Origin of the sequence: Saltatorellus ferox (genome assembly GCA_007751475.1) — a bacterium.
Classification (GTDB): domain Bacteria; phylum Planctomycetota; class UBA1135; order UBA1135.
On the sequence record CP036434.1, the window covers coordinates 4,470,348 to 4,488,213 of the forward strand.

The 17,866-nt window shown below is 68.0% G+C and carries 14 protein-coding genes; 3 read left to right on the forward strand and 11 right to left on the reverse strand.

Annotation, left to right across the window (positions count from 1 at the left end; translation table 11 throughout):
- Positions 1-21: 21 nt before the first annotated feature.
- Both Poly30_RS15980 and gltX read right to left on the reverse strand, forming a co-directional pair.
- A complete protein-coding gene (locus Poly30_RS15980; protein WP_145199157.1) occupies positions 22-684 on the reverse strand; it encodes a hypothetical protein in 663 nt (220 codons plus the stop codon).
- A gap of 150 nt (positions 685-834) precedes the next feature.
- Entirely contained in the window at positions 835-2,301 is a 1,467-nt protein-coding gene (gene gltX, locus Poly30_RS15985; protein WP_419190248.1) for a glutamate--tRNA ligase, read from the reverse strand.
- A 137-nt stretch (positions 2,302-2,438) separates the two neighbouring features.
- On the opposite strand from gltX, the gene Poly30_RS15990 reads away from it, so the two are divergent.
- Together Poly30_RS15990 and Poly30_RS15995 are read left to right on the forward strand one after the other, a co-directional pair.
- A complete protein-coding gene (locus Poly30_RS15990) occupies positions 2,439-3,566 on the forward strand; it encodes an adenosine deaminase (RefSeq protein ID WP_145199164.1) in 1,128 nt (375 codons plus the stop codon).
- Positions 3,563-4,585: an alpha/beta hydrolase gene (locus Poly30_RS15995; protein ID WP_145199167.1), complete on the forward strand. Its 1,023-nt coding sequence runs from the start codon at positions 3,563-3,565 to the stop codon at positions 4,583-4,585. Before Poly30_RS15990 ends, Poly30_RS15995 begins: the two co-directional genes overlap by 4 nt.
- 1,077 nt (positions 4,586-5,662) lie before the next feature.
- On the opposite strand, the gene Poly30_RS16000 is transcribed toward Poly30_RS15995, so the two are convergent.
- The 3 genes from Poly30_RS16000 to Poly30_RS16010 all read right to left on the reverse strand — a co-directional run bounded on the left by Poly30_RS16000 (position 5,663) and on the right by Poly30_RS16010 (position 8,971).
- Positions 5,663-6,247 (reverse strand): ECF-type sigma factor, encoded by a 585-nt coding sequence (locus tag Poly30_RS16000; protein WP_145199170.1) that lies wholly within the window; start codon positions 6,245-6,247, stop codon positions 5,663-5,665.
- 8 nt (positions 6,248-6,255) lie between these two features.
- Positions 6,256-6,606, reverse strand: a complete 351-nt coding sequence (gene queF, locus Poly30_RS16005; protein ID WP_419190249.1) for a preQ(1) synthase — start codon at positions 6,604-6,606, stop codon at positions 6,256-6,258.
- A 67-nt stretch (positions 6,607-6,673) separates the two neighbouring features.
- Positions 6,674-8,971, reverse strand: a complete 2,298-nt coding sequence (locus tag Poly30_RS16010) for a hypothetical protein (protein WP_145199176.1) — start codon at positions 8,969-8,971, stop codon at positions 6,674-6,676.
- A gap of 89 nt (positions 8,972-9,060) precedes the next feature.
- On the opposite strand from Poly30_RS16010, the gene Poly30_RS16015 reads away from it, so the two are divergent.
- Positions 9,061-9,510, forward strand: a complete 450-nt coding sequence (locus tag Poly30_RS16015; RefSeq protein WP_145199177.1) for a 4-hydroxylaminobenzoate lyase — start codon at positions 9,061-9,063, stop codon at positions 9,508-9,510.
- 51 nt (positions 9,511-9,561) lie between these two features.
- Here the strand turns inward: Poly30_RS16015 and Poly30_RS16020 are convergent, their stop codons facing one another.
- From Poly30_RS16020 to Poly30_RS16045, 6 genes are all read right to left on the reverse strand, one after another.
- A complete protein-coding gene (locus Poly30_RS16020) occupies positions 9,562-11,247 on the reverse strand; it encodes a choice-of-anchor B family protein (RefSeq protein WP_145199180.1) in 1,686 nt (561 codons plus the stop codon).
- 102 nt (positions 11,248-11,349) lie between these two features.
- A complete protein-coding gene (locus Poly30_RS16025) occupies positions 11,350-13,086 on the reverse strand; it encodes a carboxypeptidase-like regulatory domain-containing protein (protein ID WP_145199183.1) in 1,737 nt (578 codons plus the stop codon).
- Positions 13,087-13,339: 253 nt separating this feature from the next.
- Positions 13,340-13,621 (reverse strand): hypothetical protein, encoded by a 282-nt coding sequence (locus Poly30_RS16030; protein WP_145199186.1) that lies wholly within the window; start codon positions 13,619-13,621, stop codon positions 13,340-13,342.
- The gene (locus Poly30_RS16035) at positions 13,621-15,015 is read right to left on the reverse strand and encodes an ArnT family glycosyltransferase (RefSeq protein WP_145199189.1); all 1,395 of its coding nucleotides are present in this window, start codon (positions 15,013-15,015) and stop codon (positions 13,621-13,623) included. Before Poly30_RS16035 ends, Poly30_RS16030 begins: the two co-directional genes overlap by 1 nt.
- Positions 15,016-15,223: 208 nt before the next feature.
- Complete coding sequence (locus Poly30_RS16040) at positions 15,224-16,897, reverse strand: FG-GAP repeat protein (RefSeq protein WP_419190250.1); 1,674 nt, start codon at positions 16,895-16,897, stop codon at positions 15,224-15,226.
- Positions 16,898-17,104: 207 nt separating this feature from the next.
- Positions 17,105-17,734, reverse strand: a complete 630-nt coding sequence (locus Poly30_RS16045) for a hypothetical protein (RefSeq protein WP_145199195.1) — start codon at positions 17,732-17,734, stop codon at positions 17,105-17,107.
- Between the last annotated feature and the right edge of the window lie 132 nt (positions 17,735-17,866).

Here is a 17,866-nt window from a genome sequence, read left to right on the forward strand (position 1 = left end):
ACGGTTCCGACGAACTCCACTCTACCAGCTCACGGCCGTCATCCCGGCCGCGAGTTTCCTCTCGCCTTCCGGGCCGATCACCGCGCCCTCGCCTTCGAACTGCTCGACCACGAGGCCGACGTCGCTGCCGAGCGTCAGCCGCGCCGCGCCCGAATCGAGGTCGTACACGCCGTGGGCCGTCACCACCCGAAGCCGGCCCTCTGCGCGCGCCGTGCCGCCCAGGAGCCTGACCCGCGGCGGCAGGAGGCTCGCCACCACGGCGCGCGCTCCCGAATCCAGGAGCAGCCTGCCCTTCCCGAGTTCCAGCGTGCTCGGCGGGCCGCTCGTGGTGCCCACCACGTCGCCAGGAGCGAGTTCGATCTCGCCGGTCGCGTCGGCGCCGGACCGCTCGGCGGCGAAGACCCTGGGGCCGGCGAACGATTCACCGGCCCCCGGAGTGAAGGCCGCGTGGACGCCCAGGGGCGCTCCCGCTCGGCTTCCGAAGTGCAGGAACAGCAGGATCCCGAAGGCCGGGAGCAGGAGCGTCCGCATGCGGATCCTCGACTGCGAAACCCCGCGCTTCGCGCGCTCCTCGGCCCCGCGGCCGCCCGCGAGTCGATGGCGAACGTCCAGCAGGAGCTCCTCCCTGCGAGCGTTCAGCTCCTCTTCGGACAACCGCGCACGCTCAGGAACGTCTGGGCTCATGTCGAGAATGGGCGGGCTGTGCCGCGGCGAGTCGTCGGAGGTCGTGAACCGGGGCGGCCGGTGGAGCCGCCCCTGGATCCGATCGGCCCTTCGGACGATCCCCTTGACTGATTTACGCCAGTCGTGCCCGCCTAAACCCGCCGTTTCCGCTCATGCGAGCCGTTTCTGCCCGGCCTCGATCCGGGCCAGCGCCGACTCTCTGCCGAGCAGCTCGATGCAATCGAAAAGGTCTCGACCGCCCGCCATCCCCGTGAGGGCGCAGCGCAGCGGCTGAAAGAGAGCCGGGAACTTCAGACCCTCCTCCTTCACCCAGTCCTTCACCGCCGCGGCCATGGCCTCGGCCGACTCGGAGGCGTCCCGCCCGCGGAGCCAGTCCGCGAACCGCCCGAGCGTCTCGACGCGCCCCTCGTGCTTGCGCGCTCCCGCTTCGGCCTGGTCCTCGAAGGTGACCGCGTCGTCCGCCTCGAAGAACGGCCGCACGCGAGGTGGAAACTCCGAAAAGAGGTCGATGCGCTCCTGCTCGCCCGCGACGAGTCGCTGGAACCAGTCGCGTCGGTCTGCGATCTCGTCCGCGGTCATTTGCCCGGCCTGAATCACGAACGGCGCGACCTCCTGGCTGAGTTCTGCGACGTCCATGCGGCGGATCGTGTCGGCGCTGAGCCACCTGAACTTGTCGATGTCGAAGACCGCCCCCGCCTTCTGCACGTTCTCGATGTCGAAGTGCTCGACGAAGGTGTCGACGTCGAAGACCTCGGTCTCACCGTCCAGCGCCCAGCCCTGCAGGCACAGAAAGTTGACGATGGCAGCCTTCGGGTACCCGTTGGCGATGTAGTCCCCCAGCGACGTGTCGCCGGAGCGCTTGGAGAGCTTCTTCCGGTCCTTGCCGAGCATCAGCGGAAGGTGAGCGAAGCGCGGGGGCTCGTACCCCATCGCCTGGTACAGGAGCAGCTGCTTCGGCGTGTTGACGAGATGCTCCTCGCCGCGGAAGACATGGCTGATCTCCATGGCGACATCGTCGGACACGACCACGAAGTTGTAGGTCGGCGTGCCGTCTCTGCGAGCCATGATCCAGTCGTCGATCTCCTTGTGATCGAAGGTCACCTCGCCGCGCACGAGGTCGTGGATCGTCGTCGATCCCTCGGGAATCAGAAAGCGAATCGCAAAGGGCTCGCCCGCGTCGGCGCGCCGCTGCGACTCCGCGCCGTCCATGCCGCGGCAGTGGCCGTCATAGCGCGGGGTCTCCTTGGCGGCCTCCTGTGCCTCGCGGACCTCGGCGAGCCGCTCAGGCGTGCAGAAGCAGCGGTACGCGTGGCCGGATCCCAGGAGCGAGACGGCCTGCTTCCCATGGCCCTCCGCTCGCTCGGACTGACGATAGGGAGCATGGGGACCGCCCACGTCGGGGCCCTCGTCCCACTGGACGCCGAGCCAGCGCAGCCCCTCCACGATCGCGCGCTCGCTCTCTTCGGTGCTGCGCGTCCTGTCCGTGTCCTCGATGCGGAGAATGAACTTGCCTCCGCGCTTCTTGGCGTAGGCCCAGTTGAAGAGTGCGGTGCGGCAGAGCCCGAGGTGGACGGCGCCCGTGGGGCTCGGTGCGATGCGGACGCGAAGATCGGTCACGGTAAGTACGGCGTGAAGAGACAGCGATGGAAACGGGGTTCGGGCGGAGAGGATAGCCGAGTGGAAAGGCAAAGCCGGGCCTAATTCCCTGCCACCATCGGCCGAAGACGGGCGCGGCTCGGTCTACACTGCCCCCCATGTCCGCCCAGAGCACCCGATCCCTCCTCACCCACGACATCCTCACCCGAGCGCCCAAGGTACTCCTTCACGAGCACCTCGACGGCTGCTTGCGGCCGGAGACCGTCCTCGATCTCGCCCGTGAGATCGGCTACCTGGAGCTGCCGGAGAGCGACCCGGTCCGGCTGGGCCAGTGGTTCTTCGAGGGCGCCGACAGGGGCTCGCTCGCCCAGTACCTCGAGGGATTCCGTCACACGATCGCCGTGATGCAAACGGCCGAGGCGCTGGAGCGCGTCGCCTACGAACTGGGCGAGGACCTCGCCGCCGAGAACTGCGTCTACTTCGAGGTCCGCTTCGCCCCCGTCTTCCACACCGCCGAGAACCTCGGGCTGGACGCCGTGATGCGGGCGGTCCTCCGGGGCCTGGAGCGCGCCCGCGAGGACTTTGGAATCGAGTCAGGCGTCATCGTGTGCGCGATGCGGAACCAGTCCGCCGATCTCTCGCTGAAGCTCGCCGAACTCGCGGTCTCCTGGTTCGACCGCGGCTGCTGCGGCTTCGACCTCGCGGGCGAGGAGGCGGGGCACCCGGCCAAGCACCACATCAACGCGTTCCAGTTCATCAAGCGCAGCAACGGCTCGATCACCATCCACGCGGGCGAGAGCTTCGGGCCCGAGAGCATCTGGCAGGCTCTCCAGTTCTGCGGCGCCCACCGCATCGGACATGGCACTCACCTCATCGACGACATCGCGATCTACGAGGGCAAGGTCGTCAAGGTCGGAAGCCTCGCCACCTACGTGCTCGACCATCGGATCCCGATCGAGTGCTGTTTGCAAAGCAACGTCCACACGGGCGCCGTCAAGTCGCTGGCGGAGCACCCGTTCCCCTACCTTCTGCGCGAGGGCTACCGCGTCACCCTGAACACCGACAACCGACTCATGAGCCACACCACGATGACCGACGAATTCCGCGTCGCCGTGGAGACCTACGGCTGCGATCTCCAGGATCTCGAGCGCGTGACCATCAATGCGATGAACGCCGCGTTCTACCCCTATGCCGACCGCCACCGGATCATCGACGAGCGCATCGAGCCCGGCTACGAGGCGCTCCAAGCGGAGCTCGCCGCAGCGACGGGAGGCGTCTCCTCATGAGTCCCCTGCGCCCCGAAAAACGCGAGTCCGCCCTGCGTGGCCGAGTCGAATGGCCGAGCTTCGAGAGCGCATGCCTCGCGGGCAACCCGCTCGGTGATCCGCACGTGCGGGAGGTCCCGGTCTACCTGCCGCCCGCCGCGATCGACGGCGAACCGCTCCCCGTCGCGTTCCTGCTCTCCGGCTTCACCGGCCGCGGGCAGGCGATGCTGGAGACCCACCCCTGGAAGCGCGGCGCCGTCGCCCAGTACGACGACTACCTGGTGTCTTCCGGCGAGCGCGGCGCGATCCTCGTGATGCCCGACGCGTTCACGCGCCTCGGCGGCAGCCAGTACGTGAACAGCGCCGCGGTGGGTCAGTACGCGGACTACGTGGCGGACGAGTTGACCGCGTTCGTCGACGACCAGTACAGGACGGCCGCGAGCCGGCGCATCGTCTGCGGCAAGAGTTCGGGCGGCTTCGGCGCCCTGCACCTCGCGATGACGAAACCGGGCCGTTTCCAGGTCGCGGGCTCCATCAGCGGCGACTGCGCGTTCGAGCTACCGCTGGGTCACGAGATCGTCGCGGCTGCCCGCGCGCTTCTCCCCTACAGTGGCGATCCCCGCACCTGGATGGACGATTTCGAGAACGACTTCTCGCTCAGCGGCGACGGGCACGCGGCGATCAACGTCATCGCGATGTCTGCCTGCTATGCGCCGAGCGAGGACAGTGAGTTCGGCTTCGACCTGCCGTTCGACCCGAAGACGGCGAGGCGCCGCGAGGACGTCTGGCAGCGTTTCCTCGGCTTCGACCCCGTGGTCGTGGCCAGGGACCATGTGGCTGAGCTGAAGGCGCTGGACGGCCTCTATCTCGAGGCAGGACTCAAGGACGAATTCGGGCTCCAGTTCGGGTTGCGCCAGCTGGTCGAGGAACTCCAGCGGCTCGGCATCCCCCATGAACACGTCGAGCATGACGGCGGTCATTTCGGCCTGGACCGGCGGTATGTCGAGGTGCTTCCCAGGCTGGTCGCGATGCTGAAGTAGTTGGGCGGCTTGTCGCGTCCGCCAGGACGCCCGGGCCTGCCTCGGCCCCCGCAGGGGGCTGAGCGGCCCGCGCAGGGGGCTGAGCGGCCCGCGCGAGGCTTGCCCTCGCGGCCCGTCCGGCGAGGGCGCCCGTGCGGCGAGGGCGCCCGTGCGGCGAGCACGCCCGTCCGGCGAGGACGCCCGTCCGGCGAGGACGCCCGTCCGGCGAGGACGCCCGTCCGGCGAGGACGCCTGCGCGGCGAGCGCACAGCGGTGAAACCGCTATTTCCTCGTCAGAGGAAATGCCAGAGATACTGCGCGCTGTCACAGCGATCGCGCGGTTCGGCATTCGATGCCTTGGCAGCCGTCCTGACCGCCGACCGCCGCCCCAGCCGACTTCCCCCGGCCGACTTCCCGACACGGACTGCCTGCCGTTCGCGCGAAGCGTCGAACGCGTGGGCTCGGGTCTCCCGGTAGCGGCTGGTGGGCTGTCCGCTGGAGCGCTCGCCCGTCAGGGCGAGCTGGGCGGGTCTGAGGTCTGAGGTCTGAGAGGCAAGTCCGACATCTGCCCAGCTCGCCCGTGCGGGCGAGCGCTCCAGCGGACAGCCCACCAGCCGCTACCGGGAAGCCTCAGCCCACGCGTTCGACGCTTCGCGCGAACGGCAGGTAGTCCGTGTCGGGAGACCTGCTGGGACAGTCGCTAGCGGGCAGCCCGCAAGCCGGTAGCGGGAAGTCTCAGCCCACGCGTTCGGCGCTTCGCGCGAACGGCAGGCAGTCGGTGTCGGGAAGTCATCGGCGGGCAAGACTGCGACCAAGGCATCGAATGCCGAACCGCACGATCGTTGTAACAGCGCGCAGTATCTCTGGCATTTCGCCTGACGGCGAAATAGCGATTGCATCGCTTGGCGCTCGCCGCGCAGGCGTCCTCGCCGGACAGGCGTCCTCGCCGGACGGGCGCCCTCGCCGGGCGGGCGTGCTCGCCGCACGGGCCGCGAGGGCGAGCCTCGCGCGGGCGGCTCAGCCCCCTGCGGGGGCCGAGCGGGGCCCGGGCGTCCTTCGGACGCTTGGGGCGGCCGGGTCAGTCTGTCTGTCGGTCTGTCAGCCCAGCTTCTCCAGCAGCCAGAGCTTGGCCACCCGCCACCGGCGCTCCGCCGTGGCGAGGGAGACGCCCAGAACGCTCGCTATCTCTTCCATGGAAAGGCCGCCGAAGATCTTGAGTTCGACGACCTGCGCCAGCTCGTCGTCGGAGCTCATCAGGACCTTGAGGGCATCGTCGAACTCGACGAGGTCCGTGCCGCTCTCGTCGAAGCGGGCGACGACCTCGTCGAGTTCCAGGCTGCGCGAGGAGCCGCCGCGCTTGGCCGTTTTTTTGGCCCGAGCATGGTCGACGAGGACACGTCGCATGGTCCGCGCCACGAGTCTTACGAGATGGTCTCGACTGCCGACCTGAAGAGGGACGGCGCCGTCTTCGCGGTGGAAGAGGCGGATCCAGGCCTCATGGACGAGGGCGGTGGGCTGGAGGGTGTGGTCCCCGCGCTCGTGGCTCATGGTCTCACGGGCGACCGAACGCAGCACGCCGTAGAGATCCTGGAGAAGAGCCTCGGAAGCGCCGACATCACCGACCTCCAGGCGCGCCATGAGCGCCCGGATCTCGGGATCTTCTTCGTCGTGAGGCTCGCTCATTCCCGGGGTCAGGGGTGCTGGACCTCGACGACCGTCGTGATCCCGCCGCGGACCCAGAAGTCGCCCTCGACCACCATCTTCTTGGGCGAGATCGCCGCCACGAGATCGTCCAGGATCTTGTTCGTCACGGCCTCGTGGAATGCGCCGACCTCGCGGTACGACCAGAGGTAGAGCTTGAGGCTCTTCAGCTCGACGCAGGTCTCGTCCGGCGTGTAGCGGATGCGGATCGTGGCGAAATCGGGCTGCCCCGTCTTCGGGCAGACACAGGTGAACTCGGGGCAATCGAAGCGAATCTCGTAGTTCCGGCCCGGTCGGGGATTCGGGAACGTATCGAGCTCGGTGGAGGGCTGGGTCGACATGGCCGACAAGCTACTTTCCCCACGCGCCGACGGGGAGTTCGAGGGCCCGAAACCGCTCCTGTCTGGATCAGCGGGAGCCGCGCGCTCTTGCCACGGTGACGCCGCCGAGCTGGCGATCCAGGATCCATTCCACGGGGGCGTCATGGAAAACGCCCGCGTCCGGCACGAGGAGTCTTCCACCGGTGGTCGAGGAGGGCGCGATTTGCACGGACTCGCCGCTCACACGATCGACGATCCGGAGCACCCAGCTCTCCTCGGACGAAGGATCCAGTGGCCGCAGCGCTGGCACCCCGGTCACGTCGAAGCTCCAGTCCTTTCCGTCGCTGACGAGGCGCGGCTGGACCTCGTTCGACAGCTTGGACGGTGCGACCATCACGCGCGTCGACGTCGCGAACTGCAGCTCACCCAGGAACCAGACCGACCGCAGCGGACCCGCCAGTAGCCAGCTCGGGTTCGTCGAGAGCGAGAAGAGAGCCTCTGGCCCGGCCGCGCCCGCCACCCAGACCCCCCGCTCGGTGCCATCGACCTCCAGATCGGAGGACCCTCGGAAACGGACCAGCGGCGTCTCGGTCGGGTCGATCACGGTCGAGTCCTTGCCGGACAGCGTCGCAGCGATCGCCGTCAGCTCCAGCGGATCGACGCGGACGCCCGCCGGGGACGCCCCTTCTCCCACCCAGCTGACGCCGCGGCTCGCCTTGCCGAAGGGAGCCCCTGGCACCCGCGGTTCGACGAACAGACCGCGGCGGGTCACGTCGCGCGCGATACGATTGCGCCGGCGCCCGGGGCGATCGATGGGTGCCACGGCGCCGTCACCATCCGTGACGAGCAGCGGCCCGGCTTCGGGGTTCTCCTTGGCCTCCGGGGGCAGGAGAAGCACCAGGCCGGAAGCGCGCACCGACTCGAAGCTCGGATCGGTCGCGAACACCCAGAACGAGGCGGACTGGATACCGCGGACATGGATCGGCGCGGCGCCCCTGGGCAGGAACGGAGCGGATCCGAGGCTCCTGTCGTCACGCGGCACGAGCGTCTCGACGCCCGCCACGGTCCTCGGAGGGTCGAGGACCCAGATAGCGCCCACCGTCCGGCCCTCGCTCTCGAAGTGGCTGCGCGCATCGAGAACGGCCTCGTGGACCGCGCCCGTTTCGGCGGCGGCTTCCTGGATCGTGGCGCCGCTGCCCGCCGTCAGAACGGCGTAGGCGACTCCCGTGAGCGCAGGCAGAATCGTACGACGGGCCCCGGAGAGCGCTGTCCCCGAGATGCCGAGCCCCACCGCCATGCAGACCGCCAGCGTGAGGGTCCCCGGCGCGTCCGCGAGCCGCGAGGGTTCCGCGCGCTGGGTCACGCCCAGCGCGAGCAGCACGAGGAGCGCGATCGCCCAGCCCGCGAGCACGCGCCCCCAGAGACGCGGCGCCGCGCGAGCGGCGACGAAGCCCGGATGCAGCGCCAGGAGCAGCGCCGCGACCGCGAGAACGTAGCCCAGCATGCCGAGCCCGGTCGTGTTGACGGGCAGCACCACGACGCCTGTTTTCTCTGCGGCGAGCCCGAGGGCGTGCATCCAGCCCGTACTGGACCCCGCGAGCAGATCGGCGGGATTCACGGACCGGAGGGTCTCATCGAGGGCGTCCGGCGAGGGCTTCATCCACCAGCGAACCAGCGCCTCGACGGCGAGGGCGGCGGCGTAGCCGAGAGCGACCTGAACGCCGGTGCGAATCTTCTGCGCCAGCGGCCGGTGCCTGCGCGCCGCGATGAACTCGAGGCCGAAGCCGAGGGGAACGAGCGCGATCGCGGAGGGCGACGACGCCGCCGCGATCACCGCGAGCGCAAAGGCGAATCCGATCGCCAGGGCCCGCCGATCCTGGCGGCCTTTCAGCAGCAGCGCGACCGACCACGTGCTGGCCGCGAGCGCCACGACATCTCCGCGGTTCGCCAGGTGCCCGACGACCGGAACGATCAGCGGATGGATCATGAGGAACGCCCCCGCGGCCGCGCCGGCGGCGCGGGCATGGTCCTCACCGGTCCAGGGGCGCAGGGCCCGGATCACGGCCACCCGGGTGCCGAGGGCTGCGATGACGAGCAGGAGCAGGCTCTCCAGGCGCAGTCGCCCCGCGTCGCCGGGCGTGTACACGTCGTCCTTCGCGTGCAGCGACCGGGAAAGCGCGAGGGAAAGCGCGGCTGCGGGGCGGTGATCGAGGTCCGCGACGCTCCAGGCCGCCCCCTCTCGACCGCCACCGAACGCGTGGCCGACCTCTTCGAGGACGGCGGCGTCCGAGCCAAGAAAGCCGGCCCCCAGGAGCGGCTTGTGCGCATACCAGGAGGCGAGGACGCAGACGGCGACGACAAGAAGGCGCTTGATGGGTGCGGGCACGCCCGGCAGGTTACCCTAGGAGCGCGTTCCGGAAAGATGATTCCGCGCCTCCGTGCGCCGCTCCCCCATTGCTGCCTCCACCTGGCCCCATGCTCGAAAAATTTCAGCCGCTACTCGATGCCGCCCACGGCATCGACCTCTCCGACCCGGCCGCCGCGAAGGCCGCCTTGCACGCCCGACTCGACCCGAACTCGCCGGAAGGCCAGGCCGTCAGCGCGGGCCTCGTCGAGCTGCTGGAGAAGGGAGAGGTCGCGAACTGCGGCGAGGCTCCGGTGAAGTTCAGCCGGGCCGCCAAGGCCACGGGGGAGACCCGCGACTTCTCGATCGACGTGGTCGACATGACCGGCCCGGGTCCCCGTCACCTGCACCCGAACGGCGAGATCAACTGGTGCGTCGCCCTGGAGGGCGAACCCACCTTCCAGGGCCAGCCCCCGGGCTGGGTCGTCGAAACCCCGGGCAGCGAGCACGTTCCGACCGTCGTCGGCGGCCGGATGCTGATCGTCTACCTGCTCCCGGGCGGAGCGATGCAGTTCCTGTAGCCGTTCGGCCCGCAGATCACTGGCCTGCAGATCACCAAATTGGCCCGCAGATCACTGGAACGTGATCGCGTAGCCCTCGCTGAAGTTCGACGTCGGGATGCCGAGAACGGCATCCCGGTGCCAGCACTGGAAGTTCCAGGTCTCGCCCGGCTGGATGGCCACGGCGCCCAGTGGCTGCGGCACCTGGTTCACGTTGACCTGCACGGGAATCTCGCCCGCGGAGCCCGAGCTGGACGCCTGGCCCACGTAGCGACCGAGCGCTCCTCCGAGGCACAGGTTGCCCGAACTTCCGGCGGGGTTCGTCACGTAGCCCTGCTGATTCGAAACGATGAAGTAGCCGACGGCGTTCTGCGGCAGCTGCGTCGCCGTGAGGCTCACGTCGTTGTCGGCAACCGTTCGGCTGCCCGTGCCCTGGACGGTCGAAACCTGGCCCGTGGAGTTCGCGCTCGCCTGGCAGTAGGTCTGGCCGAGAGACGGGTCGTGGGTCAAGACGAAGAGACCTCGCTGGCGATCGTTGCAGAGCAGCGTGCCGCTGGGAAGGTACGGGTAGACGCCCCACATGCCGTTGTAGTCGGCCGCGCTGGAGGTCGGCGCGGTGTCGAAGTACGCGACCTCCACCGGGCTGGAGGGGTTGGTGGTCGCGTCGAAGATGCGCAGGCCGTCGTTGTAGTTCGCCTGGTAGAGGTGCCCGTTCGCCGTGAACATGTTGTGGCCGACGGCGCGGCTGCCGTTCGTGAATGCGCCGGTGTAGGTCGTACCCGTGAGGTTCGACACGTCGAACACGTGCGTGGTCGTATCGATGGAGCCGTCCTCGTCGAGTTCATCGCCGAGATAGAAGAGCTGGCGATCCTCGGAGAGGGCGCCCTGGTGGCTGTAGACGCCGCCCGGATAGGAGACCTGAGCGAGCTGGACGATGTTCTGCTTGTTGGTGACGTCGAGCACCGAGAGGCCCGGATCGACCCAGCCGCTGTTGAAGCCCGAGCAGCAGAACGCGATCTCTTTGCCCGCGTAGGGTCCCGACGTGTAGGTCACGACCTGCGCGTCATGGACGTAGCGATCGTCCCAGGTCGCCACGTAGGTGGGGTTGCCCGGGTTCGACAGGTCGTAGATCCGCAGCCCGTGGCCGCTTCCGCCGCAGCGGTAGAGGAAGCCGCTGTCCGTATCCACGACGACGTTGTGCGAGGCCGTCGAGCCGCCGGTCGTCACGGTGCGCTCGAGGGTAACGATGCCCGCATCGACGCTCGATAGATCGATCACCTGGATGCCGTCGCCGGCTTCGGTGACGGAGTAGGCTCGATCGGTGTAGGTGCGGATGTCGCGCCAGATGCTGGAGGGGCCGGGGATGCTCCCGACGATCGTGGGCAGATCGGGATTCGTGACCTCCACGATGATGGTCGCGCGCTCGGCGCCGACGAGCGCGTACTCGCGGCCGCTCGGTGACACGTAGCCCCAGATGTCGTTGTTGAGGTTCGTTCCCCCGAGGTCAGCGATCGAGAGCCATGAATGCAGCGTGACCTCGTGGCTGTCGAAGCCGCTGCCGGCCTGCGTCCCCCTGTTGCTACCGCCACCCGGCAGGATCGCGCCGGCGGCGAGACCGCGGATGTAACCGCTTCCCGCGACGGGTGGCTTCATGTTCAGCAGCTTGGGGTCGTCCTCGTGGGCGAAGATCGAACCGGAGAGCGCGAAGAACACGAGGGTCGCCGCTGCGGCCAGGTGCGTGGGAAGGGATGTTTTCATGCGGTGTCCTGCAAGCAGGCGAGAGAGCCAGCGTCCCGAACGGGACGTCGATGAAGCCCCGACCCTAACCTGGAACCGGAGATTTCGTCAGCAGCAAAACCATCAGGGGCGAAGCACGATCGCGCGCTGCCCCCGGGCGACCGGTATTCGCAGCAACTCCCGGAGGGAATGGTTTCGACCCTCGACGACGATCCAGTCGCCGTCCGGCGCTCTGGGGACCAGGAGAACCAGCTCGGCGGCGACCCCTGTGGGCACGAGCAGAAAGGTATGGGCGGGGCCGCCGACCGATCGATGCTTCCCGAGATAGCAGAGGGCTTTGACCCGATCGCCCGGTCGTGTGAGCGCGAGGTACGCGTTCTCGAGGTTGACTCCCTCTTTTGGCTGGATCGTCACTTCGAGGGGCCTCCCACTCTGCGTCAAGACGATGGGATCGCCTCCCCCTGCGTGCTGGAAAGTGCCCGACGGCCTCCAGGCCTTCGGCAGGCCGGGAACGTCGACGGAGTAGTTCCAAACCTGCTGGGGTAGATGCAGGAGATACAGCTCGCCGTCGGGTCGGATCCGGGCGGTGACGACCGCGTCCTTTCCGGGAATTCGCCCCCCAGCCATGGCGAGCGTCACCCGGAGCCCGCCGCCGACCGGCTCTCCGAGCGGCGACTGGAAGCGAAGCGACAAGGGGGGTTCCGAAGCCCAGGGATCCGAAACGAAGAGCACATCGCCGGGCCGAGCCCTCGGCACCGTGGCGATCGTCCGATGGGTCCCTGCGACCGTGGTCTGCAAGATCGAGACATCGGTCCATTCCTCCAGCTCGGGGGGAATCGCGACCTCGGCCGACCAGGAGCCATCCGCCTGAACGTAGGCCTCGAAGCGCCTCTTCTGGAACGTCTCCCAGCTGCCCACCTCGATGACACGTGAAGACGGATCTTGACCCTCGGCATACTCCAGCGGCGGCGTGAACGGAAGGATCCGAATCCGCCCGCCGGGCCCCACGGTCGTCGACCCGTCACGGGCGACGCCGTACCGAACCGATGGATCGGCGGCTGCGTCCAGCGCCAACGACAGCTGGCCGTGGAACCTCGTGAGGGGCCGAAGCTCGACCTGGATCGCCTGTTGATCCTCGGCGGCTAGCAGCTCCGCGGTGGCAAACCCCTCGTGCCACACTTCGTACGTTTGCTGGCCAGCGGCGAAGAGCCGAGCCACGCCTTCACCGTCCGTTTCGGCCTCGACCGTGTGGGCACCATCCGAAGTGGCCGCGACGACGCGGGCGCCGACGAGGGGAGATCCGTCGAGTTCGGACGTGACCTTGAAGGTTCTCGGCGTGCTCTCCTTCCCAGGACCGAGTTCGATCACCACCACACGCGTCCGTCCCCCGAAGGGCGTGGTGTAGCTGCCCTCCAAGGTGAAGCCCGTGCCCGGGCTGGAGACCGACACGCGCGCTGTTCGCGTGGGTCGGACGTAGAACGCGACTTCCCCTCGACGATCTGTCGTGGCGTGACCGTCTTCGGTCGCGAGTCCGCTGACCAGAGCGTCGACGCCCTCGTCGAGTTGCACCAGCGCGCCCACATCGGGCTTCCCACCGACCAGCACGCGGATGACGAGTTCGCCAAAGCCAGGCGGACGCTCCACCCCTGCCTCGGCGGCCTCGAGGGGTTGTCTCCCTGCAGCGACGTGGACCTCTGCGGGGCGAGTGACCACGTCCACCAGCGACTCATCCGCCGGGATCATCACGGTGCGGGAAGGGGCCGCTCCCGAAGGAACCCACTCCGTGGAGTGAGACTCGACGGTCCCGGTGAAGCGCCAACCCAGAAACAGGAGCAAGCCGAGCGCGAGGATAGAGAGCACGTGCCGCATGGTCCTTGCCAGCATAGGTATCCGTCGAAGTTCTGGCGGTACTGAACCCGACCCAAAGCCGCCACGTTTCTGAACGCGAACGGTCTGCAGTTCGAAGAGTAGCGGCTTCGAGTCGGATTCAGTACCGACTCGGCTCGTGGCTCTCCTGGCCTCGAACTGACGTCATTCCGGTTCGACAGCGAGAAGAAGGGGGGCCAGGAGTCTGAACCTTGACCTCCAGTTTGGCTCCTCCTAACTCGAGTGGTCAACGCCGAGCCCTGCACCGGGGCCCCGGTGTCTCCAGCGGATGAAGCGCACGGATCCGCGCGATCCACTCTTCGTTCCGAAGTATCCAGTCGGAGAACTCAGGGATCCCGGCCTGACCGAATGCGCCGCGCAGGATGAGCGTATCCAAGAGCCTGGCGTCGGCAGACCGCTCGAACTCGTGCCAGAGGTCCGCGTCCGTGGGGACGGTCTCGTGGGCGTGCCCGAGCCAGGCCATGGCCATCATCCACAGCAGGAGAAGGACCCCCCACTGGCGATCCATCAATCGTCCGTCCAAAGGGCCTCCATCGAAACCAGGATCCAGGGGAGCTCGATCGCCCAGGCGAGGCAGAGGAAGCCAAGTCCCGCCGTGGATCGGATCGATGGGCGGCGCTCGCCTCGGCTGCGCCACCACACCGCCGCGGGGATGAAGAGCAAGGTGTCGAGCAGGACGCGGTAGCGCGTCATGGAGAGCACGAACGTGCTCGCCACGTAGGCGGCGAGTGCGATGGCCATGAGCCACCGCGCGCCCCGAGCCCTGCTCATGCGCTCCCATCCCAGACAGGCACACGCGAGCAACAGCATCGACTGAAGGAGCGCCAGAGTACCGATCGTTCCGCGGACCGTGGGCCGGTCCAGCGGACCCGCGTAGGCTCCCGATCGAAGGTAGCGCACCATATCCGAGAGCGGCGACCACGCACGAGCCTGGTGGAGCACGCGAGTACGGAGCATCCACCCGGGTTCTTCCAGCGCGAACTTCATGCCGCGCTGGACGTTCTCCGAACTTCGCACGGCGTGAGCGCCCGTCCGTGGAGCGGTCCAGGGCATGGGTGGATCTCGCAAGAGCGCGTCCCGGAGGCCGCCCATCGGAAGCGTGCCGACCCTATCGCGCAGGTCCTCCACGTCGAAGTCCGCATGGTGCCCGTTCCAGCCCGCCGCGACGAAGCCGCCGGCCGAGTGACCGAACCAGGAGGCCTGGCCGGTCACCCGCAGGTTGCGCGTGGCCCAGGGCAGCGTGACCGCGACGAGACCGAGCGCGACGTATCCGCCGACGAGCACGCCCCGTCGCATGCCGGCTCGCTGCAGCATCCAGAGAGCCACACCGGGCAGGAGCAGCACGACCGATTCGCGCAGAAGCCCGGCGACGCCGAGGAGCGCGCCCGCAAGACTCGCGTGCCAGCAAGCGCGCCACCCTTTCCGATCTTGCACCAGTCCCCAGAGGATCAAGAGCGCAGGCAGCACGAAGGCTACCTGGAGCTGCTCGCTGACGACGAGGTGAGCACTGGGAACCAGAGGGAGATAGAGGGCGTAGCACCAGCCTGCGGTCCGTTCCGCGCCGCGTCCTGCGAGGCGACGAGTGAGCGACATCAAGCAGTGGCAGATGAAGCCACTCGTGAGCACCAGAAGGAACCGCAGGACGCCCATCCCCGCCGCGTGACCGAACACATCTCCTGCCGTGGCAATCAGCCACGGGATGCCCGGAGGCCATGCACCGACATAGATCCCCTCGAGTCGCCAGATATCACCGAGCCGTTCGTATCCGGGCTCGTCTCCGGCGAAGAAGCGCCCCCACCCTGCCACCAGAAAGAGGGAGCGAACGGCGACCGCCGCCATGATCGGCGCCCGTCGAGTCGCCAGGACGTTCAGGGCTGATCGAACGGGGGCGGCCCATGGCATGATCCCGGGTGCGGATCAAGAATCGTGCCCGGCCGGAGAAGGTACCGCTGCGATCCCCTGGAAGGGGCCCAACACTCCGACTGTGCGAAAATGCACCCGTCGAGTGAGCGCGGATCTGTCTTCCGAGGAAGATCCCCCTTTCCTCATCCGTGGCAGAATCCTGCCGGAAGTCACACACTTTCCCGGCAGGAGGTTCGACTCTCCACGATCAGAGGAACGTGATCTCGATACCGTCGGAGAAGTTGGAGGTCGACGTCGGGTTGGCGTCCCGGTACCACGTCTGAACGTACCAGGTATGTCCCACCTGGGCCGGCCCGGTGCCCGCGAAGTTGTTGAGGTCCACCGCGAAGTCGAACGTACCCGTCGTCCCCGCCAGCTGAACGCCACCGAAACGAGAGATGCCGCCGATCATGCAGAGGATGCCCTGACTGCTCCCCGGGAAGGCCACGAAGCCGATGTTGCCACTGGCAAAGAAGTAGCCGGCGGAGTTCTGGGGAAGATCCGAAACCAGAATCGTCAGGTCGTTGTCGGCCACCGCGGCCGAGCCCGTCGCGATCATCTTGGCCCAGGTCCCGGTGGAGTTCTGCGCGTTCGGGGTGCAGTAAATGGAACCCACCGCCTCGCACTCGTCGAGGACCCCATTGGCGTTGATGTCGAGCGCCGTTCCCAGAGCGAGGTCGCAGGCATCATCGATGAGGTTGCCGTTGCAATCCACGATTCCGCCCGCAGCGAACTGCGGGAAGTAGATCGCGCCGCTGATCTGAGCCGTGCTCGTCGAGCGACCGGCCGATCCGATGATGTTGCTGAGATCGGAAGCGATGTCGACGGCGGAGCCGAAGGTCTCCCCCGGCGTCGGATTCAGCGAACGGTACTTGGCGATGGCGTCGGTGCCGACCGAGAGATCGAACCGATAGACGGCGCCGGCGCTCTGGTGAGCGCGGGCAGCGACATCGACCGTCGTGCCTTCGATGGCGACGGCGAAGCCGAAGTCATCGTTCGTGAAGCCGTCGGGGGCCAGCAGCTTGACTGCTTCGGTCCAGGCCAGCGACGCGTCTCGTTCGAAGACGTAGGCGGAGCCAGAGAACTGCCCGTTGTCGTCGTCGCCCTCGGAGCCGATGATGGCGGTGGTGCCGTCCACCGCCACGGAGACGCCGAAGAAGTCGTTGGGCGCACCGTCGCTGGCCTGGAGCTTCTGGCTGAGCGACCATCCGGCGAAGCCAGAGTTGTCGTAAACGTAGGCCGAGCCAACGCTGGTTCCGCCGTCGTCGTCGAAGAGCGCGCCGACGACAAGGGTGTCTCCCTCGGTATCGATGGCGACGCCGAAGAACTCGCCCGCCTCTCCGTCGGGCGGGAAGAGTCGATAGGTCTCGGTCCAGGTGCTGCCGCTGCCCGAGAAGACGTAGACTGCACCGGAACGCGGGCCGTTCGGATCGTCCCCCGCCGCTGCGACGAAGACGGTGCCAGCCTCGATCGAGACGTCCTGGCCGAAGGCCTCGTCGGCCACGATGTCGGAACCGGTCAGCTGGACCTCGAAGCCGAACTGTCCGGTCATCGGGTCGAGCCGGAAGACCTGGGCCACGTTGGCGGCCTTCGCGCCGACGACCAGGAGGTCACCCTCGATATCGAGGCTGTAGCCGAACTCGGCCACCGGGCCGCCGTTCGGCGTGATCGTCTGAACGAGCGACCACGCGCCGCCCGAGCGCGCGTACACATTGACCTCCTGGGACCCCGGAGCGCCCGCCACCGCCAGGCTGTCGGACATGGCGACCGAGAACCCGTATTCGGCGTTGAAGGTCGGGGTGGGCGAGGTTTCGAGCTGGAGGCAGTTCTGGGCGGCGAGGGGGGCCGCGGCGAGCAGTGGCAGGAAAGTGAGGGGATTCATAGGTGAATAGGGTCGCGCTGGCACGGGCCATGGCTCCCGACACCCCGGACCAGCTTGGCAGACGCGATCGTGGATACGAGGGATTCGAATGGGGCGGAGCCGAGCGCGCAGTGTCTCCGGCACCCGCCTCTTCGTGGGAGTCATGTCAGGGATTTCGCTCACGAATCGAGAGACCCGCCGGGTGAGAAGACCGCCTCACCCCGAGTTCTACATGGGCGGTTCCACCCCCTCCCTGTAGGTGCTGGGCTGCCACGGCAGCCAGGTTCGATCACGCACGCAGTAGTAGAGTCCGGCGCCGCCGCCCACGTAGGTGCACCAATGAACGACCCAGACCGTCAGCAGACGGCGCCCTGTCCGGGCGTTGAAGGTCGGCAGACTACGGCTTGTCCAGCCGTCCGATAGCGCGGCGTAGGCTCCCACTCCGCCGATCGCAGAGAAGACGAAGGCGAAGAGGGCGATTCGCCGCCAGCATGCGACCAGGCTGACCAGCTCGGGCTCACCGCCCGCGGGTCGGCGCCGCTCCGATAGGTAGGCGAGGAGCACCGCCGCGATCGCGCCGAACGAGAAACCGGCCTGGGCCCCCAGGCTGATCGCGCGGGCCTCCAGGTCCTTCGATCCGAGGCGCTCGAGCACCGAGAAGTATTCCGGGGAGATCTGGACGGTCAGCGCGTCGTGCACGCCACCGTAGGCCGCCCCCAGAAAGCCGGTCGCCAGGACGAAGAGCGAGTAGCGCCAGCGCACGGCGCCTTTCCCCCGAAGCGAGAGCTCGATCCCCGAGACCATCGCGAGCAGCAGCGCCAGAGCCAAGATCCGCTGGGAGAACGGGAGATCGAGCATGGGGCGCGCCGACGCTCCTGGGCAAACTTCTCTTCCCGCCCATGTCGGGGGTCTCGCCGCTGCCCCATGGTCGACAAGCGGTTGAGCCGAAGGGTCCCCCCCCCTCCATGACTTAGGCCGCGGATGGAGTAC